13 protein-coding genes are annotated in these 14,273 nt (G+C 64.1%); 4 read left to right on the top strand and 9 right to left on the bottom strand.

The features are described from left to right. Positions 1-84: 84 nt before the first annotated feature. Both QA645_RS10590 and fliD read right to left on the bottom strand, forming a co-directional pair. Positions 85-513 (bottom strand): flagellar export chaperone FliS, encoded by a 429-nt coding sequence (locus tag QA645_RS10590; RefSeq protein WP_254195062.1) that lies wholly within the window; start codon positions 511-513, stop codon positions 85-87. Beyond that, a complete protein-coding gene (fliD, locus tag QA645_RS10585; protein WP_283050046.1) occupies positions 513-2,147 on the bottom strand; it encodes a flagellar filament capping protein FliD in 1,635 nt (544 codons plus the stop codon). The genes QA645_RS10590 and fliD overlap by 1 nt, the downstream gene beginning before the upstream one ends. Between fliD and QA645_RS10580 the strand changes: the two genes are divergently transcribed. Next, entirely contained in the window at positions 2,140-2,283 is a 144-nt protein-coding gene (locus QA645_RS10580; RefSeq protein WP_283050044.1) for a hypothetical protein, read from the top strand. The genes fliD and QA645_RS10580 overlap by 8 nt on opposite strands. An 8-nt stretch (positions 2,284-2,291) precedes the next feature. On the opposite strand, the gene QA645_RS10575 is transcribed toward QA645_RS10580, so the two are convergent. Both QA645_RS10575 and QA645_RS10570 read right to left on the bottom strand, forming a co-directional pair. After that, complete coding sequence (locus tag QA645_RS10575; RefSeq protein WP_148772853.1) at positions 2,292-3,116, bottom strand: flagellin; 825 nt, start codon at positions 3,114-3,116, stop codon at positions 2,292-2,294. Between the two features lie 141 nt (positions 3,117-3,257). Beyond that, positions 3,258-3,956, bottom strand: a complete 699-nt coding sequence (locus QA645_RS10570) for an RNA polymerase sigma factor (protein WP_254133586.1) — start codon at positions 3,954-3,956, stop codon at positions 3,258-3,260. A 729-nt stretch (positions 3,957-4,685) separates the two neighbouring features. Here QA645_RS10570 and QA645_RS10565 point away from each other — a divergent pair. From QA645_RS10565 to QA645_RS10555, 3 genes are all read left to right on the top strand, one after another. Next, positions 4,686-6,884, top strand: coding sequence for a hypothetical protein (locus tag QA645_RS10565; RefSeq protein WP_283050042.1), 2,199 nt, complete (start codon positions 4,686-4,688; stop codon positions 6,882-6,884). A 67-nt stretch (positions 6,885-6,951) separates the two neighbouring features. After that, the gene (locus QA645_RS10560; protein WP_283050040.1) at positions 6,952-8,271 is read left to right on the top strand and encodes a hypothetical protein; all 1,320 of its coding nucleotides are present in this window, start codon (positions 6,952-6,954) and stop codon (positions 8,269-8,271) included. Between the two features lie 13 nt (positions 8,272-8,284). Beyond that, complete coding sequence (locus QA645_RS10555; protein WP_283050038.1) at positions 8,285-8,821, top strand: hypothetical protein; 537 nt, start codon at positions 8,285-8,287, stop codon at positions 8,819-8,821. 1 nt (position 8,822) lies between these two features. Here QA645_RS10555 and QA645_RS10550 read toward each other — a convergent pair whose 3' ends face one another. The 5 genes from QA645_RS10550 to dctP are packed head-to-tail and all read right to left on the bottom strand — an operon-like array spanning position 8,823 to position 14,204. Beyond that, a complete protein-coding gene (locus tag QA645_RS10550) occupies positions 8,823-10,070 on the bottom strand; it encodes an acetyl-CoA hydrolase/transferase C-terminal domain-containing protein (protein WP_283050036.1) in 1,248 nt (415 codons plus the stop codon). 19 nt (positions 10,071-10,089) lie between these two features. Continuing rightward, on the bottom strand, positions 10,090-11,256 hold the full coding sequence (locus QA645_RS10545; protein WP_283050035.1) for an acyl-CoA dehydrogenase family protein: 1,167 nt from the start codon (positions 11,254-11,256) through the stop codon (positions 10,090-10,092). Positions 11,257-11,294: 38 nt separating this feature from the next. Then, positions 11,295-12,584, bottom strand: coding sequence for a TRAP transporter large permease (locus QA645_RS10540; RefSeq protein ID WP_254133591.1), 1,290 nt, complete (start codon positions 12,582-12,584; stop codon positions 11,295-11,297). Positions 12,585-12,596: 12 nt separating this feature from the next. After that, positions 12,597-13,151, bottom strand: a complete 555-nt coding sequence (locus QA645_RS10535; protein WP_254133592.1) for a TRAP transporter small permease — start codon at positions 13,149-13,151, stop codon at positions 12,597-12,599. 27 nt (positions 13,152-13,178) lie between these two features. Beyond that, positions 13,179-14,204, bottom strand: coding sequence for a TRAP transporter substrate-binding protein DctP (gene dctP, locus QA645_RS10530; RefSeq protein ID WP_254195067.1), 1,026 nt, complete (start codon positions 14,202-14,204; stop codon positions 13,179-13,181). Between the last annotated feature and the right edge of the window lie 69 nt (positions 14,205-14,273).

Raw genomic sequence — 14,273 nt, 5'->3', positions numbered from 1 at the left:
AACGCCCGGAGCACTACGGAAACGGGCCAAACTGCGCGATGGGCGATCGCCGGGACCCCTTACGCGGTCCGGGCACTCGCGATTTTAGCCCGTGCGGGCCGAATCGGCCGGCGCGACCTTGCCGCCCCGCACCGCCGCGTCGACATGCTCCCACGCCTCGCGCAGCTCGGTCACGGCGGCGATGATCCGCCGAAAACTCTGAGGCGCATGCGGCCGGCCGAACGCCTTGTGGCTCGCCACGATCAGGCTGTTGTAGGTCTGGAACAGGCGCTCGGCCACCGCCCCGCCCTTAGCGAAGTCGAGATTGTGGCTCAGCCCGCGCAGGATCGCGGTCGCCTTCAGCAGATATTCGTGGCCTTCCTCGAAGCGCCGCGCTTCCTGCGCGGCCAGCGACTTCTGGAAGAAGGTGATCGCGCCGCCAAGCAGCATCGAGATCGCCTTCAGCGGCGGCACACTGGTCGCCGCGCCCCGATAGGCCTGATTGGCCATGTACGCCATCGGATTATGCATCATCAACTACTCGAGCTGGAGTTAAGCAAGGCCTTGAGATAGGTGAGCGTGTTGTTCGCGCTCGTGATCGCGGCCTGGTAATTCGCGTATTGGGTCTGAAGCTGGGTCTGGTAGGCGGACGCGGCGCTCTCGATGTCGTCGACCTTCTGCTGCAGGTCCGTGTCGCGATCGGTCAGGTTGGTGATCAGCGTCTGCAGCGAGCCGGAGCTCGACGAGTAGGTCTTTGACAGCTGATAGAGCTGCGTGGCGATGCCCGAGGTCGAGGTCACCGTGATCGATTGCGACGTCGAACCCGAATAGGTGAAGGCCATGCCGGCGTAAGCCGTACCGGCCGCGCCAAGGATCGTCGTGCCGCTCACCGTGAACAGCGAGGAATCGCCGCCGACCGAAGCAGAGGAGAGATTTCCGGACGAATCCACCGTCAGGTCGAGCGTGAAGGATTGCGGCGACGTTCCGGTGTTGACGACACTGAGCTGGCTCGACGAGGTCTTGGTCTGTGCCGACAGCAGCGTGGTAACGCCGCTCAGATTGGTGCTGAGAACATTCGATAGCGTCGAGGTGTCGAGCTCGAGCTCGTTCTTCTCGTTGAAGGACAGGCCGAGGTCGGCCATGGTGAGGCCGCCCACCGTGCTATTGAGCGCGTTCTGGAGCGAATCCATGATGTCGCGCATGGTGCCGTCGCCGAACAACACCGCGCTCGAATCCGCCGTGCCGTCCGAGGCCGTCGCCTGCTGCGCGATCACCGCATCGCGGAACGTGTTGTAGTTGGTGACGAGGCTCTCGACCGCCGTCTCAATCTGGCTGGTATCGGGCTCGATGCTGATGTTCAGCGTCGCTCCTGAGGTCGTCGCCTGGAGCAGATTGAAAGTCACGCCAGTCAGCACGTCAGTGATATCATTGGTATCCCGGGTCATCGAGATGCCGTCGAGGGTGAATTTGGCAGCTTGAGACGTTTGCAGGACGTCGGAAAAAGCGCCCGAGCTGTCGGTGACGCCGAGCTCGTTCAGGATGTCGTTGCCGGACGTGCTGGAATAGGCGATGTCAGAGGCGTCCTCCGTGCCGGACAGCACCATCTCGTACGATCCGCTCGATACCTGGACGATCGAGGCCTGCACATTGGTGGTCGATGTCTGGGCGTTGATGGCGTCGACGACGTCCTGCATCGACATCGTGCTGGTGACGGTGATATCTGCCGTGCTGCCGCTGCCGAGACCAAGGGAAAACGTACCGGAATAGCCGAGCGCTGTGGTTTCGCTCGACTGTGAGGTGCCGACCACCTTCTGCGCGGTCGCGACCTGGCTGATGGTCAGCGTGTGGTCGCCGGTCGCAGCACCATTGCTGACCGACATCGAGAGCGCGGAGGACGCGCTGACGTCGCCAGTCGAGCTGATGGTCGCCGCGCGCGTGGCAAAAACGTTGGTCGCGAGCGAATTGACGACGGCCGTCGCGAGCGAGGACAGGCCGCTTGAGAGCGTCGAAAGATCGGTCTGGAGCGTCTGGTAGGCGGAGATCTTGGCTTCGTTGTTGGTGATCGAGGTCGAGATCGTGGTCGCTGCCGTCAGCTTGGCGTTCACCGCCGCGGTGATCAGCGCGCTCCAGTCCACGCTGGTCGATGTGGTGGTGCCGGTCGTGGTCACCGTGGAAGCGCTCGACGTGCTCGAGGTGGTGCTCGCAGTGCTACTGGTGCTCGAACTGACTGACGTCACTGTGCTGCTGCCCGATCCATCCCAGGGTGAACCGGGCCGGCATCAAGCCGGCCCGGAGGTCGTCTAGGCAACCGCTTAGCCGAGCAGCTTGAGCAGGTACTGCGGCATCTGGTTTGCCGCGGATTCCGCCGACACCGCGGCCTGGGTCTTCACCTCGGCCGAGGACAACGTGGCCTGCTCGGCCGCGATATCGACGTCCTTGATCGCCGAGTTCGCCGACTGCAGGTTCTGGGTCTGGGTCGAGATCGAGTCCGACGAGAAGTTGAACCGCGATTCCTGCGCACCGATGCTGGCGCGGGCGGCCGAGACCGTGTCGATCGCAGTATCGAGCGTGTCGAGCGCCGAGGCCGCATCCGACAGCGAGCTGACGTCGAGCGAAGTTACGCCGAGTGAGGACGACGTCAGGCTCGTGAGCGTGATGGTGATGGTGTCGGAGCCGGACGAGCCGACCAGCACGGAGACGCCCGAGGAGAACACGCTCGAGCCGTCCAGAAGGCTCTGGCTGGAATAGCGCGTGCCGCTGGCGATCGAATCGATTTCGCTCGTGAGCTGCGTGAATTCCGAGTTGATGTAGGCGCGGCTGGAGTCGGTCGTGGTGCCCGAGGCCGATTCGGAGGCCAGCGACTTCATGCGCGCCAGGATGTCCGAGATGTTGGAGGCGCCGCCGTCAGCAGTCTGGAGGATCGCGGTCGCCTGCGAGGCGTTGGTCGCGGCCTGCTGCAGCGTGGTGACGTCCGACGAGATGCGGGTCGAGATCGCGAGGCCGGCGGCGTCGTCGGAGGCCGAGGTGATGCGCGAGCCGCTCGACAGCTTGGCAAGCGCGCTGCTCTCCTGCGCGGAATTGATGTTGAGGTAGCGGACCGCAGAGTTCGCCGCGGTATTGGTGGAAATTGCAGGCATTGGAAACTCCTGTGCTGATGGGCATGGCGTGCCGCATCGTTGAAGACGATTGACGACGCAGACCGCAGCCCCGTCCGTTCGCTCAAACGGTGGAGCGCAAGGAGATCAGGCGCGAAAATTTTCGCAGAGCAAATTTTATGGTTAGCAATCGGTAAACGCGGTGCGGATGTCGCGTTCGTGCTTGCGCAGCAACTGACGCAGCTGCTGGCGTCCGCGCTTGAGCAGGGACTCCACCGCCGCCACCGTGGTGTCCATCACCTGGGCGATCTCGCCGTTGCTCATGTTCTCGTGGTACGAGAAAATCACGGCAATGCGCTGCTGCTCGGGCAGACGTTGCATCGCGAGCTCCAGCATGCCGTTCAGCTCGTTGCGCTCGATGATCTCGACGGCGCCGGGCTGGCCGTCGGCGACTTCCGGCACGGTCTCGACGTTCTCGTTGCGCGGCTTGCGGCGCAGATCGATGCAGCGGTTGGAGATGACGCGGTAGAGCCAGGTCGAGAACTTGGCGCGGCCGTGCTGCCAGCGACCGCGATGGCTCCAGATCTTGAGCATGGTGTCCTGCACCACGTCTTCGGCATCCGCGGCGTTGCCGACGATGCGCAGCGCGATCGCATAGGCGCGATCGATGTGACGCTCGACCAACATGCGGAACGCGGCTTCGTCGCCAGTGGCAAGCTTGTCGAGAAGTTCGCTGTCCTCGTCGAAGACGATTTCGTCGGCGACCGGCGCGCTGTCCGGCGCCAGCGGCACCGACGGCATCATGGGCACGATCTCTTCAGCCGGCAGCGTCGTCGTAATCTCGGCCTCGGCGGGAGCCCAGACATCAGCAGCGTAACTCATCCCGCAATCTCCAACCCGCAATGCCGGCGGCGCACATGCCACACGGCTTCCAGGCGTTGAACGCGGGGCCAAAACAATCCAGGCGGAGAATTTTTGTTATTTTTCAAGATGTTAGCCGGTATCTTTTGCCGAGTGTCGGGCAATAATTGCCGAGCGCGTGCTGCTCTCGCACCTCACACCCGCAATCATCACATCGTCTCGCGCCATGGCGGATCGTCCATCCTGAACAGATGTCGTTGAGAGAAAACGCTGACATTACGCGGCACTAGGCGATCAAACGCGACACGCACACCGCGCATCAAGAAGCGATTGTTTCCGAGTGTGAATGTACGCGAGACGACGTCCGCACCCGGCAATTTTTTCCGAATCACCTTTTTCGAACCTAGCGATTTTTTTGAATCTGTCAGTCGTGACGAATGCGTTTTTGAATCGCGCGTGAATTATTTTCGCGCTTGTGGCGCCTGACATGGTGAACGTGCGCGTTAATTGATCTGATTGGCGGGGAATCTGCACATGACGATCGCAACGGCCGGTGCGCTGCGCCGCGCCAAAATTGTTTCTGCTTGGTCGTTCGATGTTTTCGATACATTTCTGTTGCGCGCGTGCACGACGCCGGATGGTGTATTTGAAAGGGCTTACGAGCTTTCCGGCATTTCACGAACTTGTCCGAATGTTTCCGCGAGTTTCGTTCAGCATCGTGTCCAGGCCGAAGCGCGTGCGCGGAGGACCGTGAAGGAGAAGCGCGGCGGCGGCGAAGTTCGCATCGATGAAATCTATTCCTATTTTCCATTCAAGCTGTTCGGTCTCACGCGCCATCACCTGAACGATCTCGTCGAATCAGAGTTCTCGGCCGAGCTCGAGCTCTGCCGCGCCAATCCGGACATGCTTCGGCAATATCTGGACATGAAGCGCGCCGGGCACCGTGTCGGATTCATCTCCGATACCTATTGGGACACCGACCGGCTGGCGCGATTGCTGCTCGCATGCCGCCCCGGGCTGACGTGGGACTTCCTCTACGCTTCCTGCGACCACGGCAGCGGCAAGAGCGAGGCGCTCTTCGCAAAGTACCTGTCCGAGCAGGGTATCGACGCCAGCGTGTCCTTTCACGTCGGCGACAACGACAAGGCCGATATCAAGGGCGCGAAGCGCCACGGCATTCGGCCGCGTTATTATCCGCAGGCGACGCCGCAACTGGCTTCCAAATTCCAGCGCGAGACCGCGCTGCTCGAGCTGTTGTGCCCGGGCACGCCGGCGCGGCTCGATCATGGCGCACGGACCTTGCGGCGCATGGTCGCCACACGCAACGCCGAGAAATCTCCCGCCTTTCATCTCGGCATGACCGTGCTCGGCCCGGTGATGACGGCGTTCGATGCCTTCATCGCCCGGCGCTGCCAGGAGGCCGCCGGCCCCGGCCGGAAGGTCGCCCTCGCCTTCCTCGGCCGCGACGGCTTCCTGCCACACCGGATCTGGCAGGACCTGCACGGCACCACATCGGCCTATCTCGAGATCAACCGGCGCGTCAGCCTGATCGCCTCGGCCGATACGATGCAGCCGTTGATCGACCTGCTCAGCAAGGTGTTGAAGATCGACGCGCCGACCTTCCGCGACATGATCAAGATCCTGCCGCCGAAGGTCGAAGCGTTCTTCGCGGCCTATCCAGACGGAATTGCTCCCGGCGAAGATCTCGCCGAAGCTCTGCCGGAACTGATGGATGCCGGCGAGATCGCCGAGCTTGCAGCGGCCCTGCGCGCACGGCTGCTTGCCTATCTGCGTCACACGATCCCCGGCTTCGACGAATGTACCGACCTGGTGCTCGCCGATCTCGGCTATTCCGGAAGCGTGCAGAAGGCGTTGCGCCGCGTGTTCGACATGGAAGGCATCAATATCCGGCTCCACGGCGCCTATCTGATCTCGCTCGACGATGCCTTCGACGATGTCGCCGAGGAAGACAGCGCGACAGGCTTGATCTCGGACCTGGTGGTGACGCCGCATATCAAGCGCATGTTGATCCGCAACATTGCGCTGCTCGAGCAGATCTGCTGCTCCGCCGATGGCTCGGTCCGGGATTATGACGGTGAGCAGGTGCTGCGCGAGATCAATCCGCGCCCGGCCGGCCAGGTCGCACTCGCCGCGGAGATCCAGGCAGGCAGCGTCGCCTTTGCGGAGAGCGCCGAGGACGTGGCGCTCGACTTCTGCCTCGCTCCCTATGCCGCGCCTGATGTCGCTGCGCGCTGGTGCACGGCGACACTGGCGCGGTTCCTGCTGTTGCCTGACGAGGACGAGTTGGCGCTGCTCGGCGGCTTGAAGCACGACGTCAATCTCGGCACGCACGCGCTGGCGCCGATGATCGACAGCGACTTCCTCCGCCGGCAGATCACCGCCCGCGGTTTTTCCGCCGCCTGCGCGTCTGCCGCCCCGCCGATGTGGCTCGCCGGCAGCTTTGCCCGGCTGTCGCCGTCGAACGCCTATCTCTACACGCTGTTCGGGGCCAACCGCCTGCCGGCCGACGTCTTTGAAGAGAGCCCCTGCGGCCAGGTCCAGATCGGACTGTTCCGCGCCGACGGCGCAGCCACGCTGGACACCGTAACTCTCTACCGCACTGGTCTCGGCGAGTTGCGCCTGCGCATCCCCCTTTCGCGCACGATGGGCATCGCCATGATCGCACTGCCGCTGCCGACATTCGCCGCAGAAGGCCTTCTTCATGGCGTGACCATCCAATCAGCGGACGACATTCGCGACGCCGCCGAGAGCCAGGATGTGACCGGCATCGCCGCCGACAGCCTGATCTTCGCCGGCGTGCAGCACAACGGTACCCATTATCGCACCGAGACCGACGACGCCTGCCTGCTGGTCCCCGTCGCGCCGATGGCGCATGACATCGCGATCTATTCGGTTGCGATCACCCCGCTCGGTTCCAGCCCCAAATAGTGCGCCTGATCGCGCCGCCCCGGCCGTTCAAGTCCAAGGGCTGAGTGGCGACGCGAGGGGCACGGAATTGACGGACGGGACGCACGCAAACCTTGACGACCTCTTGCGATCCGGCGGCATCCGGCTCGGCAGGACCCAGCGCGACCGGCTGGACTGGCTGACCGGACAATATGGCGCGCCGACGCTGGACGACCGCGCCGGGAACAGGCGCAGCGGCGTTGTCATCCTCAAGGAGCCGCCGAGCGGCGCTGCCGCGGAGCTGTTCTACCGTTCGCTCAATCCGGGCTGTGCCGTCGTCATTCCGACCAGCGAGAACCCCGGCTTCGACTTCCTCAAGTCCAAGCTGACCGAGTTCGGAACCGTCGGCCCCTGCGGCGCCGACGGTCCGCACGAGATGTGGTGGGGTGGCATCGGCTGGTCGAAATTCCTCGCTGGCGCCGATACGTCCACCGTCCGCCCGCGGATCGTCTCCTGTTACCCGCGCGGCGGCGACGCGACCGCTGCCTTCGCGCTCCGGCACTCGCTCGAACGATTCGATCTCGCTTGTCATATCGAGCCTATCGACACCCAGTTCAGCGACCGCCTGCTCTGCTTCGAGAAGGCGGAGTTCATGCTGCGGATGTGGAACAAATATCGCGAGCCGCTCCTATTCGTCGAAGCCGGCGCCGTGCTCCGCGAGGCGCCGCTGCTACCGTCCTTCCTCGGCTGCGACGTCGCACTCCACAAGTGGAATCGCTGGGAGATGTCGGCCCGCACGCTCTATTTCGGTCGGACCAGGGCCGCGGAGATGCTGCTGCGCACCTGGCAGCATCTCGCGGCATCGTACCCTGCGATCTGGGAGGGCTATCTGCTCGACCAGGCCTGGAGCCTGACCTCGTCGCAAGTGCCGCTCGATACGGTGTGGCTGCCGCGATCCTATCACGCGCTGGCCGGCGATCTCGGCGCGATGCGCGCCACTGTTCTGCACAGCCAGCAGACGACGACGCTGGAGCTCGGACCCGATTCCGCCTTCGCCGGCCTCGTGCGCACCGCCCGTCGTGCCGGCCGCACCGGCGCGCGCGATGCCTTCATGGTCATGACGTCGCAGGCCGAAGCCGGCAAGGGCATCGCCGTCATCCTGCGTGACATCTCGGCCAGCGACGCCGGCGCAGTCGCCGCCACCGTCGAAGCTGTGACCGGCGCCTATGCCGCCGATTGCGGTGGTTATGGCCGCCTCGAACTGTCGCTGTGCGCCTGGCAGGACGATGTCGGCGCGGCGCGTGATGCGGCGGCGCTGGCGCGCTACCGCATCCTGGAGATCGCTCCGGGACAGCGCATCGCCAACGACTTCTTTGCACACTGCGCGGCCGACGACGCCGTCATGACCGCCCGCCAACTCTTCCCCTGAGGGACATCACGCGATGCTCAAGACCATCATCCTGCTCACCGACACCGTGCAACAGCAACAGCCGCTGGCCAACCTGCTGCGCGAGCACAATCGCGAGCTCGCGTTCGTCTCCGCGCTGCGTGCCCAGGACCTCAGCGCCATCGATCCGGAGATCCTGAGCGAGGCACGTCTGGTGTCCTTTGCCGCCGACGTCGCGGTGCCCGAAAAGTTCCTGCTGCAGCTCGGCTACGGTGCCTACAAGTTCTACGCCGCGGCGACGCAATATCCGGGGTTGCCGCAGGCGCCCGACGAGAGCGACGAGACTCCGAGCTGCTACTCCGTGATCGCGCAGTCGATGATGATCTGGCCGGATTTCAAGAAGGTGGTGGGCCTGGAAACCGTGACAATCCCGGACGGAACCGCGGCCGCCGAGCGCGAGCGGCTGGTGTTCACCCGCCTGGCCCATTTGTTCTGGCGGATGTCGATCATGATCGCGGGCGAGGTGACGGATCTCCCCGGGATCATCGGATCAGCCGAGAGCCAGCGGCCGACGCTGGCAATGATGAACTGAGCTAGCGCGCGGAGCCGCGGAGCTGCTCCGACAACAGATCGCGATGCTCCGGTGCCGCGATCGCGATCATGCGCCGCGCGCGCTCGGCAAGACCGCAGCCGCGTAACTCGGCGATCCCCCATTCCGTGACAATGGCGTCGACATCGGCGCGGGGCGTCGTCACGGTCTCGACATGGGCGACGATCCGGCTGGTACCGTCCGATGCCGTCGCCGGCAGCGCGATGATCGCCCGTCCGCCGGGAGACGCATTGGCCCCACGGACGAAATCGAGTTGCCCACCGATCGCCCCGATCGCGACGCCGTTCAGCGTCTCGGAGTTCACACTGCCGTCGAGCCCGACCTGAAGCGCCGAGTTGATCGCGACCAGCCGGTTGATCCGCGCCAGCACGCCCTGGCCGTGCGTGTAGGACGTCGGCCGCACTGCGACTGCCGTGTTCTCGTGCACGAAACGATAGAGCCGATTTGTTCCGATCACCTGGTTGGTGACCGTGATCCCCGCATCGATCCCCTTCTCCGCATTGGTGACCGCGCCGCGCTCGATCAGGTCGACCACGGCATCGTTGATCAGGCCGGAGTGGATGCCGAGATTGCGCACATGCGATAGCGAGGAGAGGATCGCGTCCGGAATCCGCCCGACACCGAATTGAAGCGTGCTGCCGTCGGCGATAAGGCCCGCGGCATGTGCCGCGATACGCCTGGAGACCTCGTCCAGAGGCGGTGACGGCAACTCAACAGGAGGACGGCGAGCAACGACGCGCACGTGGATCGGCACGTCCTCAGGCCATTCCGCGCCAAACGTAAACGGCGCATCCGGATTGACCTCGGCGATGACGAGGCGCGCACCGCGCGCGGCGCTGATGACATAGTCGTTGGAGAGGCTGGCGCTCAGCCGTCCGCCGGACTCCGCAAGCTGCACCAGGACGACATCGGCCCGATGGCGGCGCGCAGAAAAATCGGAGCAGAAGGCGCTGTAGCTGCTCGGGATCACGTCGAGCCGCCCAGCCTTGGCCAGCCGCCGCGCGTTCCCGATCACGCCATAGCTCTGGAATGACACGTTGGGCGCGCAGGCCGCGGAGAACGTCTCCGAGAAGATCGGCCCGACCATCATCCGGAATGCCGGCAGCTCTCCAGCCTGCGCCATCAGCGCTTCGGTCAGGGTGACCGGCTCTGCCGTCGCCTGCCCGCACACCACGAGATCGCCCTCGCGGATCAGGCCGGAGAAGTCGATCGGCGCCGTGTCCTCGGGCATCGCCCAATTCTGCTTCAGCCTAGTATGACTTCGCGAGGCCCAACACCTTTTCCGCAATAAAACTGAGCGCAAGCTGCGGGCTGACCGGCGCGATGCGCGGGATCAGCACCTCGCGCAAATAACGCTCGACGTGGAACTCCTTGGCGTAGCCGAAGCCGCCGTGGGTCATCACCGCCTGCTCGCAGGCATGGTATCCGGCTTCGCCTGCGAAATATTTGGCGGCATTTGCGCCGGCGCCGCACGGCAAGCCCTTGTCGTATTGCCAGGCCGCCTGCATCACCATCAGCCAGGCCGCCTCGAGCTCGACCCAGTTGACCGCGAGCGGATGCTGAATGCCCTGGTTCTTGCCGATCGGACGATTGAAGACGACGCGCGTCTTGGCGTATTCCGTCGCGCGCGACAGCGCAAGCTTGCCGAGGCCGACGGCTTCCGCTGCGATCAGGATGCGCTCGGGGTTCATGCCCTCGAGGATGTACTGGAAACCTTTGCCCTCTTCGCCGATGCGATCCTCCATCGGGATCTCGAAATCCTCGAAGAACAGCTCGTTGGAATCGACGATCTTGCGGCCCATCTTCTCGATCTCGTGGACCTTGATCCTGTTGCGGTCGAAGTCCGTGTAGAACAGGCTGAGACCATGGGTGGGCGAGCGCACATCCTCCAACGGCGTGGTGCGCGCGAGCAGCAGGATCTTGTGCGCGACCTGCGCGGTCGAGATCCACACCTTCTGGCCGTTGACGATGTAGCGATCGTTCTTGGCGACCGCGCGGGTCTTGAGCTGGGTGGTGTTGAGGCCGGTGTTGGGCTCGGTGACGGCGAAGCAGGCTTTCTCGCGGCCTTCCACCATTGGTGGCAACATGCGTTTGCGCTGCTCCTCGGTGCCGAACACGACGACGGGATTGAGACCGAACACGTTGATATGCACTGCGGAGGCGCCGGACATGCCGGCACCGGACTCCGCGATCGTGCGCATCATGATCGCGGCTTCGGTGATGCCGAGCCCTGAACCGCCATATTCTTCCGGCACGCAGATGCCGAGCCAGCCGGCATCCGCGAGCGCCTTGTGAAAATCGTGCGGGAATCCGCCGTCGTGGTCTTTCTTCAGCCAATAGGCATCGGGAAAGGCCTCGCAGATCTTTGCGATGGCGTCGCGAATGGCTTCCTGCTGATCGGTGAGCGCGAAATCCATGTTCTTGATCTCCTTCTTGGGAGCCGCGAGCTCCGATCCTAGCGCCCCATCTGCGAGGGCAGCCAGAGAATGATAGACGGGAACGCCACCAAAATCGCGATCGCGATCAGGTGGGCGATGAAGTGCGGGAAGGTGCCGTGAAACACCTCCGCCACCGGCCGTTTGGCGTAGCGGGCGACGATGAAGCAGTTCAGCCCGACCGGCGGCGTGATCATGCCGACCTCGGCGGTGACGATCTTGATGACGCCGAACCAGATCGGATCGAAGCCGAGCGTCTTGATCAGCGGCAACACGATCGGCACGGTCAGCACCAGGATCGCGATCTGGTCCATGAACGAGCCGAGCACGATATAGCCGCACAGGATCAGCGTGATGATCACCCAGCGCGAGGTCGGCAAGCTGCCGATCCAGGCGACGAGATCCTGGGTCACATGGGTGAGCGTGAAGAAGTAGCCGAAGATCGAGGCACCAACGAGGATCATGATGATCATGCAGGTGCCGTGGCAGGCGCGCAGCAGGGTCTTGTAGAGCGAGGTCGGGGTGATCTTGCCCTTGACGATCGCGAGCAGGAAGGCACCGAACGCGCCGAAGGCCGAGGCCTCCGTCGGCGTCGCGACACCGAGATAGATCGTGCCTGTGACGATCGAGAACAGCACCACCATCGGCGAGACCTGCCACAGCAGCGCAAACTTTTCCCGCCACGGCACTGACTTTGCAGCCGGCGCCCGCGAGGGATCCTGCCAGACCAGGAAATAGATCGTGGCCATAATGGTGATGGTGACGAGGATCGCTGGGATGATGCCGGAGATCAGCAGCTTGCCGATATTCACTTCGGCCAGCAGGCCGAAGATGACGAGCGCAACGCTGGTGGGCAGCAGCATCGACAGCGTGCCCGAGATCGCGACCACGCCCGCGGCCATCTTCGGCTCATAGCCCTGGCGGATCATCGCCGGCAGGCTGGTCGAGGACAGCGTCGCAGCGGACGCCGTCGAAGTGCCGCAGATCGCACCGAAGCCTGCGCCGGCCAGCGCGGTCGCCATGCCGAGCCCACCGGGAACACGGCCGACCCAGGCCGAGGCTGTCTTGAACAGATCGTCCGCGACGCCGGACAACAGCACGAGATCCGCCATCAACAGGAACATCGGAATGGTGATCAGCTCGTAGGAGGACACGGTCGAGAGCGGCGCGGTCTCCAGGATGCCGAACAAGGTCGGAAAGCCGCCGACCATCACGAGGCCGACCGAACCGGAAAAGGCCATGGCGAAACCGACGGGCGTGCCGAGCGCGAGCAGGCCGAACAGCAAAGCGAGAACGATGAGAGGTGTCATGGATATCCGCCGTTACTCGAAGCCGCGCGCTTCGCCGACGCCGGTCACCGGCGGCAGCGGATAAAGGTCGCGCCCGCTGACGAGGCTCAGCACATTGCCGACCAGCTGGAGCGCCAGCCGCAGCACCAGCACACCGCACCCGAACGGCACCAGCGCCGCCGAGATCCAGGTCGGCCAGGGAATGGCGCCAGAGAGAACGTCGTGCTGCTCGTAATTCTCCAGCGCGCGCGCGAAGCCGACCTTGCAGATCAGGACGAACACGAAGAGGCCCGCGAGCGCGGTGACGATCTCGGACAGCCGCCGCCCCGTGGGCGAGAACCGCGACAACAGGATGTCGACGCCGACATGGACATGCTCGCGCAAGGCGTCCGACAGCGTGAAGAAGAACACGCCCGCGAGCAGATAGAGCCCGATCAGGTCATAGGTGAAGGAGAACGGGCTGTTCAGCGCATAGCGCATGAACACGTCGGTCACGACCAGAACCATGATCACGAACATGAATAACACCGCGATCACTGTCAGCGCGCGCTCCAGCGCGCCGAGCACCTGCCCTGCCCGTTCGATCACGTCGCGCCTCCTTCTCCGATTTGCGGATTACTTGCCACCGGCGGCCAGCAGGTCGTCGAACTCCTTCAGCGCGGCAGAGGCCTGCTTGCCGCGGCTGTCGAGACCTGCGGCCCATTCATGACCGACGCCCTTGAGCTTGTCCTTCATTTCGGCGCGCGTTGCTTCCGGCAGCGGATCGAAGGTGACGCCTTCGTCCTGCATGTGTTTCTTGGTGGCTTCGCCTTCCTTGTCGACATCGGCGCAGGCTTTCGGCGTGATCGCCTCCGAAGCCTCGTTCATCGCCTTTTTCACGTCGTCCGGCAGCTTGTCCCAGACCGACTGATTGATGGAATAGGCGACGATGAAGCTGCCGAAGCTGACGCCTTCGGTCGCGTGCTTGACCAGCTTGTCGAGGCCATAGGCCACGACGCTGTCCAGCGGAAACAGCAGGCCATCCATCGTGCCGCGCGACAGCGACTCATAGGCATCGGGTGCGGCCATGCGCACCGGCACGGCGTTGAGCGCGCGCAGCGTGAGATCCTGCGCGCCGCCGGTGGTGCGCAGCTTCAGGCCCTGCATGTCCTTGGTGGTCTCGACCTTCGACTTGACGGTCCACACCTGGTAGGGCGGCAGCACCACGGCGAGCAGCAGCTTGATCTTGTTCGGCGCGTATTCCTGCTTGGCCAGCACGCCTTCGCGCGCGGTCTTCCAATAGGCAAGCGTGCCCTGGCAGCTGGTCGCGAACGCACCCGGTAATTGCGCCACTTCCGACAGCGGCATCTTGTCGGAGACGTAGGACGGTCCGATGTAGCCGATGTCGACCACGCCCGACTGCGTCAGCCGCAGCATGTCGGCGGCTTTGCCGATCTGCTGGTTCGGATAATAGGTGAAGGTCACGGCGCCGTTGGTGCGCTTGGTGACGTCGTCCATCCAGGGCTTGAGCATCAGGCGGACGAGATAATGTCCGGCGGGGAAGCTGTCGGCGACCTTCAGCTCGAGCGCTTGCGCCGACAATGTCGAGACCGGCAGCGACAACGCGAGCACGGCTGCAGCCCGGACCAGATTTGTCTTCATGTCATTCTCCCTGAGGCGTCCCGCGCCGAAGGCGGCAGCCGCTTGCTGCCGAGCCGTTCGGTCCCTCGC

Origin of the sequence: Bradyrhizobium sp. CIAT3101, assembly GCF_029714945.1 — a bacterium.
Classification (GTDB): domain Bacteria; phylum Pseudomonadota; class Alphaproteobacteria; order Rhizobiales; family Xanthobacteraceae; genus Bradyrhizobium.
This window is presented reverse-complemented; position numbering and strand designations above follow the sequence as displayed.